Here is a 17,347-nt window from a genome sequence, read left to right on the forward strand (position 1 = left end):
AGTTAAGCTCTTCAGCGTCGATGGTAGTAGGGGGCTTCCCCCTGTGAGAGTAGAACGTCGCCGGGCCAAGGCCATCCCCTGTGGGGGATGGTTTTTTTGTGTTTGGAATTAATTCATTCCAACTAACAAGTGCTTAAAGTGTCAAAGGCATTTGGCGCGAGGCAGTTTTTTTGAATCATGATGTGAAGCCGCGGTTATGTTTGAGTATTTCGCGAAAGCATGCTGTTTTGTAGAATGTAATGAAAAGTCGCGCATGATGCTTTTGACAAACTAATAAAGCCCGTGCTCAAAGAAGCAAGCCGTCCCGCGCTCAAAGCGAGCTGTCCCGCTCCCAAAGCGATCCATCCCGCGCTCAAAGTGATCCCCTCCGCGCCCAAAGCGAGCCTTCCAACGTCCAAAGTCAACACCGCCTATCCCAAAAATTTCACCTTCATAAATTCTTCTCTTCGCATTCAATTTCTTCTGGAAGAATAGGGTATATTGAAGGGAGGAGGTGGGAGAAGGTGATTATAAGCAATGTGGCGAAGAGGTTTTTTAAGGAGCGTTTTTTCGATCAGGCTGCGCAGACGGCGTATTATTTATTGTTATCCATGTTTCCTTTTCTCATATTCCTGTTTTCCTTGCTTAGTTATTTGCCTGTAGATGAAGCGATGTTTTTGGCGTTCATTCGGCCATTTGCGCCAAGTGAGGCATATGTAATCATTGAGCAAAATGTGCGGGCGATTATTTTCAAGGTGCAAGGGAACGTTTTATACACGAGTTTGGCTGTCGCATTTTGGCTTTCATCGGTTGCCGTGCAATCATTGGCCCGCTCGTTGGATCAAGCATATGGGTATGTCAGACGTTATGCTTTTTGGAAAGTGCTGATCAGGGATTTAGGAGTCACGTTATTATTCATGTTGATCCTTTCCTTGTCATTGTTTCTTCCGGTGATAGAAAGGGCGTTGCATGAAGTCGTGACGTATTATGATTCGGTCGAGCAGTGGCACGGATGGCAGACCGTGTGGCCGATGGTGAAGTGGGGCCTTGGGACGTTGTTCTTGTTCCTGTTTTTCCTATTGTTTTACAAAGTTGTTCCGACAGGTAGAATGAAAGTGAAGGAAGTGTTGCCGGGTGCGGTGTTTTCTGCAATTGGCTGGCAGCTGTTTTCGCTTTTCTTCGGAAACTATGTGGCAAATGTAGATTATACAAGACTATATGGGCAGTTGTCCGGAATAATCCTGCTCGTCCTATGGTTTTATTTGACGGCAGTCATCCTGATGGTTTCGGGGCTTCTCAATGCAGAGCTGCGGACATCTTCAAAAAGGAGGGGGAGATGAATATGAAAATACTTGTGGTGGATGATGATCCGAATATCTTGGAGTTGGTGAATATCCATTTATCCCAGGCGGGTTATGAAGTGATCAAGGCGGCTAATGGCGCGCTGGCACTTGAGAAGTTGGATGAGCAGCTTCCTGATTTGGCGGTTGTCGATGTCATGATGCCCGGGATGGATGGATTTGAGTTGACGAAGAGGCTCCGATCGGAAGCGGATATCCCGGTTTTATTGCTGACGGCGAAAGGGGAGTTGGAGGACAAGGAAAAAGGCTTTTTGGCGGGCTCCGATGATTATGTCGTCAAGCCATTTGAACCAAGGGAGCTCCTGTTCAGGATCAATGCAATCTTACGTCGATACGACAAGGCTGTCGACGTCCTCATACAGGCAGGACCGCTGAGAATCAATAGGCAAAGCTATGAAGTGTCCATCGGAAAAAAAGTGCTGTTATTGCCATTGAAGGAGTTTGAGTTGCTTTCCGTACTTGCCTCCAAGCCAAATCAAGTGTTTGAGCGGGATTTCCTTATCGAGCGCGTCTGGGGCTTCGACTATGAAGGAGATGAGCAGACGCTGAACGTCCATATCAAACGGCTGCGCGATAAGCTGGAAGGGCTGCCGGAGGGCATCCACATAACGACAGTCCGCGGAGTCGGCTATAAGCTCGAGGTGGCGGGTACATGAGATCCCTCTATGGAAAGTTCCTCTCCTTCACAACGGGCATCATGCTGACGAGTGCAGTCATTGCATTTCTCATCGTGAATACATATTACCATCAGCAATTGAAAGGGCAGAACGACGCGAAAAACATGCATATCGCCCTTACGATTGCCAATTATATCGAGTCGGAAGAGCCTGCCGATTTGGCGGGCTATTTCGACACGCAGGCTGCTTCAGGCTATAAAATATTCGTCGTGAATGAAAATCGGGAAGCAACTATGTACGGGGCGCCATTTCGGGTGGAGAATTTGAGGACTGTTTCGGTAGAGCAGGTGCTGGATGGGCAGCAATACCACGGGATGCGGGACTTGAAGACGGAAACATTCATGACTGGCTTCTTCTCGGATGAACTTGCAAACACGGTAGGCGTTCCGTTTACATACAATGGTGAAACCTATGCCCTTTTCATGAGACCGAATATTAAGCTGCTTTTCACTGAAGTTCATTACCTATTGGGCGGAATGGTCGTCGTCATGGCGATTGTCAGTCTGCTATCAATGTTGATTGTTGCGAAGAAATTGATTGAACCGATTACAAAGTTGACCGCGGCTGCGAAAAAGGTCGGCGAGGAGCAGTTCAATGGCACCCTTGATATTCACCGGCGTGATGAAATCGGCCAGTTGGCGAAAAGTTTTCAGCGGATGACGGAGAAACTCAGTGAAAATGACCGGATGCGAAAAGAGTTCATCAGTGACGTGTCACATGACTTCCAATCCCCGTTGCTCAATATAAAAGGATACGCAAATCTATTGATGGACAGCGGGTTGCCCGAGCAGGAACGGAAAAGCTATGCGAAAGTCATTCAGTCCGAGACGGAACGGCTTTCTTCATTGACGAAGCAATTATTGCTGCTGACGTCGCTCGACCAATTGGAGTCGCCGTTGAAGCAAGTCAATTTCCGTTTGGATGAGCAAATAAAAGAAGTCGTCCGCAAACAAAGATGGCTCTTGGAGGAGAAGCAGATGGCACTTGTCATGGAGCTGGATGAAGTCGCCATGACAGGGGATCCTGCTTTCCTCGAAAAAGTATGGGAGAACCTGCTTTCCAATGCATTGAAATATACGGAGACGGGCGGTGAAATCGATATCCGCCTGCTAGATGGAACGGTTGATGTGAAAATTATCTTCCAGGACAATGGGGCTGGAATTGCTAAGGAGAATTTGAGCCGGCTGTTTGACCGGTTTTACCGGGTCGACCATTCGAGGACGCAAGAAGTCGAAGGGACAGGACTCGGACTTTCCATCGTCCACCAAGTCGTGAAGCTGCACGGTGGCAGTGTTGAAATCGCTAGTGAGGTAGGGGTCGGTACGACATTTACGGTGATACTTCCTAAACTGTAATCTGTTGTTCATGTTCCGTTCATGTTGGCCTTCTATGATAGGAATATAACATGAATGAAATAGGAGGAAATGACATGCAAGAGAAATGGAGTATACGACTTATTAGGATTTCAGCAATCTTTGGGGTGATCGGGGCATTTTTAGGTTCCCATATGGCAGGTGCTGGATCGTACGCATTCCGTCCGATCCATGCACACATCCTTGTTGTCGGTTGGTTATCGGTCTTTGCTTGGGGTGTCTTCTACAAAATCTATAAAGTTCGTGCGAAAAAGTTGGTCACTGCGCATAGTTGGACAGCAATCATCGGGTCCATCGGTTTAACAGCAGGCATGTGGTTCCAATTCATGCAGCCATTCGGAGTGAATGAAACATTTTCGCTCATCTTTTATATTGTTGGTGGCAGCGTCTTGTTAATCAGCTTTGTGCTATTTGTTTTAGTGACATTCCTTATTGAGAACGAAGGAAGACGATAGTGGCGGAAGGAAAATTAAAAGGCAGACGTCTTTGGTGGTTTTCCATAGGGATTTGGCTACTGACTACAATATTGCTTTCCTCGTTTGCACCAGGAAGTAAGGATAATGTCGTGCCGAATAAAGGCTCGGGCTTGCCTTCTGACGCTCCGTCCATTGTGGCGGCACATGAGTTGGAAAAGTATTTTCCGAATGACGGTGGCATCCCGCTCTTTGGAGTGTTCCATAAGGACGGCGAGCTGTCGGATGAAGAGATCCTTGGCTTTTCACAAGCCATTGAATCGTTGAAGGAAGATAAAACGTTTGAAGAAGTGGATGTCATTCCTTTATCCAAATTAAAAGCGGAGCAGCGCGCGGCATTTCTATCGGAAAATAAAGAGACATTCTTCATTCCGCTATCATTGCCACAGGACCTTGAAGGAAAGGACTTGCACAAATTAGTCGTATCCATTAAGGACGCTGTCGGCGATCAAATAGCGGATGATATTGAACTTTCCTGGACAGGGCCGGCTGGAATCGCCTCAGATGCAGTTGAATTGTTCAGCCAAGCGGATATTGTCTTGTTGCTATCGACAGTGGGGCTGATCTTGGTCTTGTTGTTAGTCATCTACCGTTCACCTCTATTGACGTTGATCCCTCTAGTGGGCGCAGGGATTGTGTACGCAGTTGTCGATCGGGTAATCGGTTTTACAACTGCACAAGGATGGTTCGGTGTGGATAGCCAGGCGCTGTCGATCATGACCATTCTTTTATTTGCGGTCGTTACGGATTATTCATTGCTCATCTTCTCCCGTTACCGGGAGGAATTGAAAGCCCACGAAGACGCAAATTTAGCGATGCGAGAAACGATGCGCCATGTAAAAGAGCCGATTTTCTTCAGTGGCAGCACGATTGTGTTGGGCGTTGCGACGTTGTTCTTTGCCCTATATGAACCGTACCGGAATTTTGCGCCGGTATTCGCCATTGCGGCAGGTGCGATGCTTATAGCGGGATTGACGCTGTTGCCGGCATTGTTTGCAGTGATCGGCAGGAAAGCATTTTGGCCAGTCATCCCGAAATACGGGGAGAAGACAGTCGAGAAGAAAACGGTTTGGGGGAAAGTGGCGGCTGTCGTTACGAAAAAGCCGTTCCTCTTCATGGTTCCGATTCTATTATTGCTCGGGCTTGGCGCTTGGAATATGACGAATATGAAAGAGACATATGATTTAATCGCATCTTTTCCGGAAGATCTTTCATCAAGGGTCGGCTACGAGCGGCTAGGAAAGGACTTTTCGGAAGGAAGCTTGGCGCCTGGGACGTTGCTATTCGTATCTGAACATGAATTGGGCATGGATGAATTGCAGGCAGTGATTGGGAGAATTGAAGAAGACCCTGCCATCGCCAAAGTGACGACGCAAGGAAATCCGTTGAACGAAGATGGAAATGCCGCGAAGTTCTCCGTCACATTTGAAGGCAATCCATATGACGCGAAAGCGTTCGATGCTGTCTTGAAGCTTCGTGAAGACAGTGAAAAGATCATGAAAGAAGCGAACTTGTCCGACACGACGCTCTATATTTCAGGCGAAACGGCGGTAAACGCGGATCTGCGGGATATCAATGACCGGGATACATGGGTCGTCGTAATCTTAATGACCGCTTTGATAACAATCATGTTGGGCTTCCAGACGAGGTCCATCATTGCGCCGATTTACATGATCGGGAGCATCTTGCTGTCGTTTGCGGCCACACTTGGCCTGGCGTACTTCCTATTCGAAGTGTTCTTGGATCTGGATGGGATGGGCTATCGGATTTCACTCTATGCGTTCGTCTTCCTCGTCGCACTCGGCGTTGATTATTCCATCATGCTCATCGCAAGAATTCGCGAAGAGATGAAAGTGATGCCGTTCGACGAAGCGGTGCGCAAAGGGGTGGAGCGTACCGGGGGAGTCATCAGTTCAGCCGGACTCATCTTGGCGGCGACATTCCTCGTGCTTGCAACAATGCCGATTTATGAATTGAAGCTATTCGGGTTCATTATGGCGCTAGGTATTTTGATCGACACATTCATCGTCCGGCCATTGCTGATACCGGCAGTTTTAGTGCTGTTAGGCAAATGGAGCTTCTGGCCGAACAAGATTGGATAAGTGAATACATCATTAGTAGGTTGATGGAAAAAGGGACTATTGAAGAAATTTGGGCATAACCAACTTTCTTCAACAGTCCCTTGTATTGTCTTTCAGTCGTTTCGTCAAGCGTTAATGAGTTCTTTTAGAGGTAGTTCCTCTTCAGGCAATAACTCGATATTACCTTCAGCGTCTGTTGAACTGCCCAGCAAATCGCAAGGACGTCCAACTTGGTCGATTACGCCATCTTTGATCTTCACGATCCGATCGGCAAGTACGTGTGCATCGTTTTGATTGTGTGTCACGAATATTGCAGTTGTGTTCGCTTTCTTTAAAATCCGGCGAAGGTCTTCACGTATTTTAACAAGGAGTTCGGTGTCCAGATTGCTGAATGGTTCATCCAAAAGAATGAGTTCAGGTTGTGGTGCAATTGCACGTGCAAGTGCCACACGTTGTTGCTGGCCACCACTTAACTGATGCGGATAGCGTTTTTCATAATCTTCAAGTTCGACGAGTTCCAATACTTCCTTCACCCGTTTCAACTTATCTTTCCGACTCATTTTAGGGAGCCCGAATGATATGTTATCTCCAACAGTCATATGCGGAAAAAGTGCGTAATCTTGGAACACCATACCGATGCCGCGCTTTTCCGGTTGGACGAATGCATGGCTGTCAAATATTTTTTTATCGCCTAATGTAAATGAACCGGCTTTTGGCATCTCAAGCCCTGCAATCAGTCGAAGAATCGTGCTTTTCCCACTTCCACTTCGCCCGAGTATAGAGATCACTTCACCCTTGTTGATTGAAAGTGTGAATGATTCGACTGCATTAGCTGATGAATTTGAATAAGAGAAACTCATATTTTGTATATCGATGAACATATCATTCCGACCCCTCTCCAAGCAGTTTGTTAAAGACGAATATTGCAATTGCACTGACACCGACTATGAGCAAGGAAGCTTGAGATGCCTCCATAATTTTTTCATCACTTGCATATTGGAACGCCTTGGTAGCGAGTGTATCATAGTTGAACGGCCGCAAAATGAGCGTCAATGGGATTTCCTTTAAAATATCGACAAAAGTGAGGATGAATCCGCTTAGTATTGCGCCTTTCATCATCGGAATATCGATTTTGAAAAATGTACGCATGCTGCTTGCACCTAACATACGTGAGGCATCACGAAAATCCGTGCCGATTTTCGTGTATCCCGATTCAATCGAATTGTACCCGATTGCGAAAAATCGTATGATATATGCGCTTATTAGCATGACTAGGCTGACACTTAAAACGAGTGCGGAGTCCACTCCTAAAAATAAATAGACAGGTGCTAGATACTTATCAATAGCAATAAAGGTCGTAACGACTGCCACTGCAATGACCGCACCAGGTATCGAATAACCAAGGATCGTTAATTTCGGCAATACTTTTGCAAACTTATGCTTTGTTATCCGGCTGAAATTCCCAATGACGAGGGAGAACAAGATGATCAGCATTGCGGCTATCCCTGCAACAATGATCGAGTTTTTCGTGTATGTCAGCACTTCCTCCATCGGAACTTTGCCGAATGTGAGTACAACCCAGTCCAGCAACTGCAGAACTGGAATTAGGAATGCAACGGTAAAAATAAGTAATGTATACGCGGTTGCCATCGCTGCCTTTTTCCCAGTTAATTTGACGAGCGGCAGCGGTCTAAGTTTTGTTGAAGAGAAACTGTATTTTTTTCCACCACGGAGAAGCCACTCGATGACGAGAATGAAAATAACGATGCCCATGAGGCAAGCAGCGAGCTTAATGGAAGAATCCAAGTCGCCTAGGCCAAACCACGTCTGGAAGATGGCAGTACTGAACGTTTGAATGCCAAAGTATTTAACAACACCATAATCATTTAACACTTCCAGTATGACTAGGCTTACCCCGCCAATAACGGATACACGCGAGATGGGAACGACGACCTTCAGGAAGATTTCCAGAGGGCTTTTCCCAAGTGTCCGTGCACTTTCAATAAGAGATGCAGCTTGATTGGATAAGAAGATTCTGGTGATCATATAGACATAAGGATATAAAAATAACGTATAAATGAAAATCGCGCCAGGGACATTCATAATATCGAAATAGGCTTGATTCACTGTCATATCAAAATGATTTCGAAGTGTCTTCTGAATGACGCCCGTATAATTAAGGATGCCGTGATACGTATACGCGCCAATGAATGGCGGTATCGATAATGGCAAGATGAGCGACCACTTCATGAAATTACGAAGCGGGAAATCATATTGTGCAATCAGCCAAGCAAGGCTAAGGCCAATTGCAATGGTGAAGATTGCTGTAAAGAATACAAGAGTGAGCGAAGACTTAATATAGTTTAGAAGCATGAATTCACGAATATGCCCCCAATTTTCACTTGCGGGTGTAAAAATGCCTGTAACAATCGATAAATTTGGCACAAACAGTAAGATAATAATGAGTACCGCACCGATTGTCCAACCATTCACGTTTGCAATTCGCCTATTCATGACCAAACCCATCCTTTACCTTTTCCACAATAAACCCCTACCGCAAAAGTGGCAGGGGGCAAGTTATTATTTCCAACCTACTTCGTTAAAAATCATGATTGCTTTTGCATTATTTTCACCAAGAACTGTAAGTGGGATGTCCTGTTCCTTAAATTCACCCCAAGATTTTAGAAGTTCCGCTGGTTCAACATCTGGGTTTACCGGATATTCGTAGTTTGCTTCAGCAAATGTAAATTGTGCTTCTTCGTCAGTAAGGAATTCAAGAAGTTTCAATGCGTTGTCCGCGTTTTTCGAACCTTTCACAACACCAGCCCCGCTAATATTGACGTGAGTGCCAGTCGTTTCTTGGTTCGGGAAGAAGATGCCAAGATGCTCTGCCACTTTTACCTCTTCAGGGTCTTGGGAGTTCAGCATTTGGCCAAAGTAATAAGTGTTCATGATCGCAATGTCTCCGATGCCTGCAGCAATGGCCTTCGCTTGGTCGCGATCGCCGCCTTCCGGATTGCGTGCCATATTGTTCACAATGCCTTGTGCCCATTCTTTCGCTTTTTCCTCACCGTCGATGTCGATGAAAGAAGCTAACAGAGATTGGTTATACACACTTTCCGAAGAACGGACGAGTACCCGGCCTTTCCAAGCATCGTCTGTGAGCGCCTCGTAAGTTGATAGCTCCTCAGGTTTCACTTTATCTTTATTATATACGAGAATCCGTGCGCGTTTCGTCAAACCGACCCACATATCATCAGAATCACGGAATTTTTCTGGTACTTGTTTCGCTAATATGTCACTTGACACTGCTTGAAGTAATCCTTGCTCTTTTGCGCGGTACAATCTACCGACGTCTGCCGTTAAGAAAAGATCGGCTTTTGTAGCTGTTCCTTCACGTTTGATCCGCTCAATCAACTCATCGGCTTCACCTTTGATGATATTCACTTTGATGCCTGTTTCATCCTCGAACTTTTTGTACAGTTCGTTGTCGACGTCATAATGTCTGCTTGTATACAAATTCACTTCGGCTTTTTCGTTAGCCTTCTCTTTTTTATTATCTGTTGCATCGCTGCTTTGCTTCGTACCATTCCCACATGCCGCAAGAACGAGTAGCAAAGAGGCGAGCAGGAGCATTAAACTTTTTTTCAAGTGATTTTCTCTCCCAACTAGTTTGTTTATGTTGATAACGATTCTCAATCTCATTACTAATATAAAGTGCGGGAGCATAAGAGTCAACAGATATATGTGAAATATAATGAAAAAGTCGATTCCGAAAAATGGAGTCGACCTTTTCATAAGATATTATTTTAAACGCCGCGCTTATTCCCCCACACAAGGGCATGCAATTGCGGCAACACTTTCACATCATTCATGACGGGAGAAGCAACAGCCAAATCGATAAGCCATTCAAACCGTTTCAATAAATTGGATACAAGATAGGCGTCATCTGTGGTTGTTGTGTCATCGTTACCCACTTGTAAATAGAAAGGGACCGTTGGGTAACGGAGATGGACATCTTCCGCAAATTTGAAATCTGTTTCATCAAAAACAACGATCTTCATACTTGCATTTGCATCTGTCAATTTCTCCATGAAGCGATCCAGTTTGACGAAATCCGTTGTCATTTTTGAGCTTGGTGGTTTTGGAGAAAGCGTGATGTCATCGATGTTCAACAACCAATCTTGCCAAAACGTTGCTTGCGTCTCGACTGCAACTTTCCAACCTTCTCCATGGCAAAGATCGACCAGGTCTCCGATGCCTTTATGCAAAGCGGGATTTCCGCCTGAAATCGTTACATGCGAAAAGGACTGGCCGCCGATTGATTTCAGTTCATCGATAATGTCTTGCTGCTGTTTCGAAACGCTTTTGCCAGTGCCGTCCCATGTAAAACTGGAATCGCACCAAGCACAAGAATAATCGCAGCCCGCCGTCCGGACAAACATCGTTTTTTGGCCAATCACCATTCCCTCACCTTGGATTGTAGGGCCGAATATTTCCATTACAGGGATCTTCATCATAAATCCTCCTGTAACGGACGATAGACAACATAGCTCGTCGGCGTTTCCCGAACAATCACTTGGAGGCACGCAGGGCGATTGTCTCTTGTACGGAGAACATCCTGAATGGATTTCCAAATTTGTTCTGCCAATCGTTCAGTTGTCGGAAAGGTAGCTTGGAACTCAGGATGATCATTCAATACGGTATGATCATATTTTTTATGAATAAGATCTTTCAGTTGTTTGAAATCAATCAAAAAACCGAGCGGATCCAGCTCATTTCCTCCGATGGTGACATTAACGAAGTACGTATGCCCATGCAACACTTGGCATTTTCCTGCTTCTTCATCTGGAATGAAATGCGCAGCCGAAAAATGCATATCCTTGTTTAATTCAAATCGAAAGTCGTGTTGTACTTGCGGATAAAATTGCTGCATCATTTAGCAGCACCTGCAGTCTTTCGTGCTTGATACGCCGCAAGCCCTTCATTGCGCAGCACACATGCAGGACATTCTCTGCAGCCTGTGCTTGGAACGCCGTTGTAGCAAGTGAGCGTTTTCGACTGCACAAAATCGAGCGCGGCAAGTTCATCAGCCAGCTCCCATACTTCAGATTTATCTAGCCACATTAACGGCGTATGGATGACAAAGTTTCCATCCATGGCCAAATTCAATGTCACATTTAACGATTTAATAAAATTGTCGCGGCAATCAGGATAACCGCTAAAATCCGTCTCACTCACACCGGTAATCAAGTGTCGTGCGCCGATCGCATCGGCGTAAACCGCCGCGAAAGATAGAAACAGATGATTTCGTCCGGGTACGAACGTTGACGGCAATTCGCCATCCACTTCCGTGACTTCGATATCATCACGTGTTAGCGCATTGGCTGATAACTGGTTAATCAAATTCATGTCCAGCACTTTGAACGATACGCCAAGTTCTTCCGCGATTTTTCTGGCACATTCGATTTCATCCGAATGCCGTTGTCCGTAGTCGAACGTCACTGTTGCGACTTCCCGGAAGTTTTTCAATGCCCAAAATAGGCATGTCGTACTGTCTTGGCCGCCACTAAAGACGACGACCGCTTTTTCATTTTTCATTTTACATATCTCCTTAGTTTTTTATAGAGGGAGTTTGCGAACCTCTTTTGTTGAACCTAGTTCATAATAACATAGGCGAGTGGAGATGGGGGAAGGCGGACAAAAAACGGTTAAAAAAGAAATTGGCTGACATGAGTCCGGTTTAATACCGTCTTCACATCAGCCGAACAGCTACTCTTTTATTTTTGAAACACCAAATTCAGTTTTCCGTTTTCCAATGCAAGGCTTGCATCGAACTTATTGCCGTTATTGGCGGTGAAGCCTTTGATCGTATTCGTTTTTCCCTTCGTGCAAAGGAGCTTCACTTGCGCAGGTGTCAGTTTTTTCTTCAAGAAGATGCCCGGCAACGTCTGTTTACAGCCATTTTTATAGTTGCTGCATCCGTAAAATCCTTTTCGGGCTAGAATCATCCCATTTTGACATGCGGGGCATGGGGCGACCTCCACCGCTTGATAAGAACCGCGCGATTTCGATTGCCGTGGCGGAACCTTCGACGCATCAATCGGCTTTGCTTCCAACTGCTTCGGCACGTCATCCAACAGCTTCGCGATGAACTTCGAAATATTATCGAGGAAATGCTGTCCGCTTCCTTCACCATTGCCGATTTTTCGCAAATACGTTTCCCACTTCGCCGTCATTGATGGACTGGCAAGCAGATTCCCTTCAATCGCCTGGCAAAGCACGCGACCTTTCTCTGTAATCGATACAATATTTTTAGACACGGTAATATAGCCATGCTTTTTAATCGTCTCAATGATACCGCTTCGGGTCGCTTCCGTCCCAAGACCCTCGATTTCTTTCAAAATATCCGTTTCCTCTTTGTCCTCGACAAGCTTTCCACATGTTTTCATCATCGCAATGAGCTGCCCTTCCGTGTATGGCTTAGGGGGCATCGTCTTGCCTTCCTTAATGCCGATATCGGATTGGACTGCTTCTTGCATGCGCAGTGGCGGCAAAGCAGGATCCTCTATTTCATCCTTCGACCGTTGGAATAAAGCCTTCCATCCCAAATCCCTTTCCGTTTTGCCAGTCGTAAAGAACGGCAATCCATTCACATCCGTCGTCACTTTCGTCTCAGTGTACAAATAATCAGTATGGAACATGGCGAGCGTCGTACGGACGACTTCCTCATACAGATTCCGCTCGAGCGGCGACATCCTGCCAAGAACTGCTTGTGTCGGCACTTTCTTCGTCGGGATGATCGCGTAGTGCTCCTGTACCTTCGAACTGTCGACATACCGCTTCTTCGGAGCAAGAGAAGCGACAGGGAAGGGGTGCCCGATCAGCTGTTGGTAATCGCCGACTTGATCCTTCAAGTACGCAAATTCATTCGGCGTAATATGGCGCGCATCCGTCCGCGGATAGGTGACAAGCTTCTTCTCATACAAGCCTTGCATCGTCTTCAACACGTTCGCAGGGCTCATCTTCCATCGACGGTTCGCCGTCGCCTGCAACGTAGACAAGGAATGGAGCTGCGGTGGCGGCGTCCGTTTATCGGTATGTGTGACAGAGGTGATCACGCCTGGCGAATTCGGTTGGATTCCATGCTTCGCGAGCAGTTCCTGTATGATCTCCCGTTTCGGCTCCTTCGCTTTTGCTTTGCCTTTATACGTACCGTGTTCTGCTTTGAACGTCGCTTCGACTTCGAAAAACGGTTCCGATACAAATGTTTCAATCTCGCGCTGCCGTTGATAAATCAAGTACACTGTAGGCGACTGTACGCGGCCGATCGGAAACACTTCCTGAACCCCTTTCGCTTTCAATAGAAGTGTATAAAGCCGGGAAGCATTCATCCCGACGAGCCAATCGCTGATCTGCCGGGATTTCGCCTCTTCATACATCTGCAAATCCTTACGGTTGTCCCGTAAGTTCGCAAATCCTTTCCGCACTTCATCGACTTCAAGCGAATTGATCCAAAGCCGCTTGATCGTCTGATTGCGGGCGCCCGTTTGATAATAAATGCTGTAGAAGATGTTCGATCCTTCCCGGTCCACGTCACACGCATTGATGACCGTATCTGTTCCGCGGATAAGCTTCTTCACAATCTGAAACTGCTTGAACTTCCCTTTCGCCACCTGGAACTCATACCGTTCCGGTAAAATCGGCAGACTCCCGAGCGACCAACGTTTCCAAGCGGGATTGTATGCATGCGGCTCTTTCAACTCGACCAAGTGGCCGACGCCCCATGTGATGTAAGCTCCCGCAGGGAAAATCGGACACGGGTTGATCTCCAAGAACCCTTCATGCTTCCGCACGGAAAAAGCGTCTGCATACGCTTTCGCTTGGGAAGGTTTTTCGGCTAGGATTACGGGTTTCATAGGAACACCTCCACTGAGAGTACATTTGTTCTATTATCTCATAAAGGAAAGGAGATTGCTATGGAGGTAGGTAGGGAATTAGAACACAATTCAATTAACCTTCCTCGGCTTGCACAATCGTCTCCCCATGCTTCAGCAACCGCAGCCGACTTGAATCCAGCCCCCGCCGCTCCCATTCGGCAAGCAGGCGATTCAACGCCTCCTCGGTCGTGTCATCAGCCAGTCTAAACGCACCGTAATGCATGGGAATGAACGTCTCAGCTCCAACATCAACAAAAGCTTGAATCGCTTCTTCCGGTGTTACGTGCTGCGTCCCCATGAACCATTCAGGCTCATAGGCACCAATTGGCATAAGTGCATACGTAATATCAGGGAACCTTTCACCGATGTCGCGGAATCCATGGAAATAGCCACTGTCCCCGGCGAAATAGATGGAATGGGATGTATGCTCCCTGGCTGGCAATAATTCCGGTTGAATGACCCAGCCTCCCCAGTGTGAGGTATTCGTGTCGGTAAGACTACGTTTTGTCCAGTGCTGTGCAGGAACGAAGTTGAATTTTACGGCCTCAATGCTCAAATGCCCCCACCATGGCAACTCATATACGTTCTTTCCCTTCATCAACTTCTGTACAAAACGTCCAAGCCCCTCAGGGACAAGAACGGCAGGTGAGCCTTTCAACTTTCTCAAAGACGCTACATGCAGATGATCATAATGGGAATGCGACAATAAAATAACATCGACAGGCGGAATTTCATCTATAGACAGTCCGGGTTCTTCCATTCTCCGGCTGAATCCCATCTGCCTGGCCCAAACAGGATCCGTCACAATGGTCAAACCGCTAACTTGCAGAAGAAATGTGGAGTGCCCAATCCACGTAATCGTCAAATCTTGGTGTTTGCTGTTCAGAAGCCCCTGTTGTTTATTGTCTGCTTGTCCAATACGGAAACTCAAATCTTTGCGCTTCCCTCGTCGTTCTTTTTGCCAGCGTATTACATCCTTGAAGTTTGATGTCGTGGCGGCAATATCCAGATTGCTGTATCGTTTTCGTGCCATATGTACTCACTCCCTTTGAGGTTGGATGTACTCAAAAAACTTGGATATCTACTCCTCGTGATACCTTGGTTACCAAGCAGCAGGCTTGAATAATAGTTTATTTGAGAATTGAGGTGAGGGCAAACTGACGGATTAGAAACTATGTAATTTTAGAGAACCATGAATAAGCAACAACTTAGCAACAAGTACACGCTATACTAGAACTAGCTAAGATGTAGGAGTAGATAAACATGGAACATATACAAAAGACGATCTTGATAATAGAAGATGAAGAATCGATTTATGATATTTTATCGTATGCCTTACGGAAAGCGGGATTTCGGGTAATTGGCGCATCTACAGGAGTGAAAGCATTGGAAGCTGTTCTAGCGGTTGAGATCGACCTCATTATTTTGGATCTTATGCTTCCAGATACGACAGGCTTTGAGCTGTGCAAACAGATTACTGCCATAATGAATTCCCCGATCCTTATGCTGACAGCGCGTGACGATATTGTAGAGAAGGTTGTTGGCCTTGAACTCGGGGCAGACGATTATATGACAAAGCCATTCGATATTCGGGAAGTTCTTGCGCGTGTGAATGTGTTACTTCGTCGCAACCAGACGCCGCATCGCTTGATTCACCTCAATGAGAGCATCCATATCGATCCCCGTGCCCACTCCGTTTTCAAAGATGAACAATTGATTGCCTTCAAGCCGAAAGAGTATGAGCTTTTATTGTTATTCGCCCAACATAGAAACCGAGTGTTTTCAAGGGAGGAAATTCTTGATACCGTTTGGGAAATGGATTATGAAGGCGGTCTTCGGACAGTGGACGTACATGTTCAACGGATTCGTAAAAAGCTAGATTCTTCCATTATCGATACTGTCTTTGGTGTAGGTTATCGTATGAAAGGAAATTGAGCCAATGAAACTTACGATTCGGAAGAAGTTTTTCATCGGTTTTTTCATCGTGTTTTTCATTGCAGCGGGTTTGAGCCATCAAATCATGGCGAAGATGCTAGAAAAATATACAATGACCAATCTCGAAGAAGCCGTGACCTCTCTACAATATTCGTCCACTCAATTCATAAAACAATTTGAGCAGCTGCATCCGCAAAGCGGAAACTTTGTCGTTGAACACAGCGATAAGCTTGCAAATGAATTAAGTAAATTAAATGATCAAAGTGTAGCCCTGTATGATAATGAAGGGCAGTTTTTATATGAAGCAGTGCCGATCGATCGTCCAATTCTGATAGAACAGCAACGCTATCAAGCAAGTGTAGGGGAGAATAGCAGCGAAGAATTAAAACAAGCATTTCAAAATAAATCTGCGTACACCGTTCAACCATTGCGGGAGGGAACACTTCTTTATTTCGCATACCCACTCTATTTGAATGATACGCTGTATGGAGTTGTCCGTTTTACTGCGGATTACACGGATGTGTTCTTACATAATAAACGTCTGCTGCGTACATTCACTTTGCTAACGGTGCTTTTGTTTTGCGGCGTCTATTTAATATCGTTGCTATTATCCAATCAATTCATACGGAGAGTAAAAGAAGTGACAACTGCAACGAAAAGAATGACGACAGGCGATTATGAGCTGATTGCTGCAAATAAGGCAACTGATGAAATCGGAGAACTGGCTCAAAACTTTCAGCACATGCAATTGCAAATCCAGCAGCATATCCAAACGATTGAACAGGAGAAAGAGAAGGTTTTATTGCTTGAAGAAAAACGCACGACCTTTTTCCAAAACATCACCCATGAATTCAAAACACCGCTTACGACCATTTCGGGCTACGCTCAAATAATAGGAGTAAGAGAATTTGACGACATCGAATTTCTGCAGAAGGCTTCTGTGAAAATAAGAACAGAGAGCGAGCGGCTGAACGAAATGGTCACTCAATTACTTGCGTTATCAAAATACCAATCCACTGTGCTAGATACCCCTCATGAAATGATAGATGTGTACCCGATCATGCAATCCGTCTGTGAAGATCTTCAAATGAAAGCAGATCCACGGAATGTGAAGATTCACCTGAAAGGCCATCCTTATATAGTGCTGGGCAACCCGGACGAAATCCGGCAGCTCTTTCTTAATGTGATTGATAATGCCGTTCTGCATGGAACACCGGGGGGCTCTGTAGCCATTATTGTAGACGAAGAAATTGTGGTGACCAATCCATGCGCACCTATCCCGCCAGCCATTGCCGAGAATATCTTCGAGCCCTTCGTGCACAGAAAATTGGAAGGCAGTTCAGGTTTAGGATTATTCATATGTGCAGATATTACAGCGCGTCATCATGGAACGATTCAGTTCGAAGAGAAACATGGACAAGCTGAAATCAGAATTCAAATTCCTCAACAGCAACATATTGGCAACATGTAGTGTACGGTTGGCAACAACATTTTCTTATGATTAATCTGTACGCTACTAACAGGAGGT

Annotated in this window: 15 protein-coding genes and 1 riboswitch; of the genes, 7 read left to right on the top strand and 8 right to left on the bottom strand. The window is 45.8% G+C overall.

Annotated elements, in window-relative coordinates:
• Positions 1-503 precede the first annotated feature (503 nt).
• From ACFPTP_RS10500 to ACFPTP_RS10520, 5 genes are all read left to right on the top strand, one after another.
• On the top strand, positions 504-1,319 hold the full coding sequence (locus ACFPTP_RS10500) for a YihY/virulence factor BrkB family protein (protein WP_381444482.1): 816 nt from the start codon (positions 504-506) through the stop codon (positions 1,317-1,319).
• 2 nt (positions 1,320-1,321) lie between these two features.
• Complete coding sequence (locus ACFPTP_RS10505; RefSeq protein WP_381444484.1) at positions 1,322-1,996, top strand: response regulator transcription factor; 675 nt, start codon at positions 1,322-1,324, stop codon at positions 1,994-1,996.
• Positions 1,993-3,372 carry a sensor histidine kinase gene (locus ACFPTP_RS10510; protein WP_381444487.1) on the top strand — a complete coding sequence of 460 codons (1,380 nt, stop codon included), beginning with the start codon at positions 1,993-1,995 and terminating at the stop codon, positions 3,370-3,372. The genes ACFPTP_RS10505 and ACFPTP_RS10510 overlap by 4 nt, the downstream gene beginning before the upstream one ends.
• 74 nt (positions 3,373-3,446) lie before the next feature.
• Positions 3,447-3,845, top strand: coding sequence for a hypothetical protein (locus tag ACFPTP_RS10515; protein ID WP_381444489.1), 399 nt, complete (start codon positions 3,447-3,449; stop codon positions 3,843-3,845).
• Entirely contained in the window at positions 3,845-5,965 is a 2,121-nt protein-coding gene (locus tag ACFPTP_RS10520) for an MMPL family transporter (RefSeq protein ID WP_381444491.1), read from the top strand. The genes ACFPTP_RS10515 and ACFPTP_RS10520 overlap by 1 nt, the downstream gene beginning before the upstream one ends.
• 104 nt (positions 5,966-6,069) lie before the next feature.
• Here ACFPTP_RS10520 and ACFPTP_RS10525 read toward each other — a convergent pair whose 3' ends face one another.
• From ACFPTP_RS10525 to ACFPTP_RS10560, 8 genes are all read right to left on the bottom strand, one after another.
• On the bottom strand, positions 6,070-6,825 hold the full coding sequence (locus ACFPTP_RS10525) for an ABC transporter ATP-binding protein (RefSeq protein WP_381444493.1): 756 nt from the start codon (positions 6,823-6,825) through the stop codon (positions 6,070-6,072).
• Position 6,826: 1 nt separating this feature from the next.
• Complete coding sequence (locus tag ACFPTP_RS10530) at positions 6,827-8,458, bottom strand: ABC transporter permease (protein WP_381444496.1); 1,632 nt, start codon at positions 8,456-8,458, stop codon at positions 6,827-6,829.
• Positions 8,459-8,524: 66 nt separating this feature from the next.
• A complete protein-coding gene (locus tag ACFPTP_RS10535) occupies positions 8,525-9,595 on the bottom strand; it encodes a Fe(3+) ABC transporter substrate-binding protein (protein WP_381444499.1) in 1,071 nt (356 codons plus the stop codon).
• Between the two features lie 158 nt (positions 9,596-9,753).
• Complete coding sequence (queE, locus tag ACFPTP_RS10540; protein ID WP_381444501.1) at positions 9,754-10,464, bottom strand: 7-carboxy-7-deazaguanine synthase QueE; 711 nt, start codon at positions 10,462-10,464, stop codon at positions 9,754-9,756.
• Positions 10,461-10,883, bottom strand: a complete 423-nt coding sequence (gene queD / locus ACFPTP_RS10545; RefSeq protein WP_381444504.1) for a 6-carboxytetrahydropterin synthase QueD — start codon at positions 10,881-10,883, stop codon at positions 10,461-10,463. Before queD ends, queE begins: the two co-directional genes overlap by 4 nt.
• Positions 10,880-11,545, bottom strand: a complete 666-nt coding sequence (gene queC / locus ACFPTP_RS10550) for a 7-cyano-7-deazaguanine synthase QueC (RefSeq protein WP_381444506.1) — start codon at positions 11,543-11,545, stop codon at positions 10,880-10,882. The genes queD and queC overlap by 4 nt, the downstream gene beginning before the upstream one ends.
• Positions 11,546-11,552: 7 nt before the next feature.
• Positions 11,553-11,596, bottom strand: a riboswitch (PreQ1 riboswitch).
• Between the two features lie 128 nt (positions 11,597-11,724).
• Positions 11,725-13,863 (bottom strand): type IA DNA topoisomerase, encoded by a 2,139-nt coding sequence (locus ACFPTP_RS10555; protein WP_381444508.1) that lies wholly within the window; start codon positions 13,861-13,863, stop codon positions 11,725-11,727.
• Positions 13,864-13,957: 94 nt separating this feature from the next.
• Positions 13,958-14,917 (bottom strand): MBL fold metallo-hydrolase, encoded by a 960-nt coding sequence (locus tag ACFPTP_RS10560; protein ID WP_381444511.1) that lies wholly within the window; start codon positions 14,915-14,917, stop codon positions 13,958-13,960.
• Positions 14,918-15,147: 230 nt separating this feature from the next.
• Between ACFPTP_RS10560 and ACFPTP_RS10565 the strand changes: the two genes are divergently transcribed.
• Together ACFPTP_RS10565 and ACFPTP_RS10570 are read left to right on the top strand one after the other, a co-directional pair.
• Positions 15,148-15,819 (top strand): response regulator transcription factor, encoded by a 672-nt coding sequence (locus ACFPTP_RS10565; RefSeq protein WP_381444514.1) that lies wholly within the window; start codon positions 15,148-15,150, stop codon positions 15,817-15,819.
• Between the two features lie 4 nt (positions 15,820-15,823).
• The gene (locus tag ACFPTP_RS10570; RefSeq protein WP_381444517.1) at positions 15,824-17,290 is read left to right on the top strand and encodes a sensor histidine kinase; all 1,467 of its coding nucleotides are present in this window, start codon (positions 15,824-15,826) and stop codon (positions 17,288-17,290) included.
• Positions 17,291-17,347 lie beyond the last annotated feature (57 nt).

It is taken from the genome of Sporosarcina koreensis (assembly GCF_042655825.1).
Classification (GTDB): Bacteria; Bacillota; Bacilli; order Bacillales_A; family Planococcaceae; genus Sporosarcina; species Sporosarcina koreensis.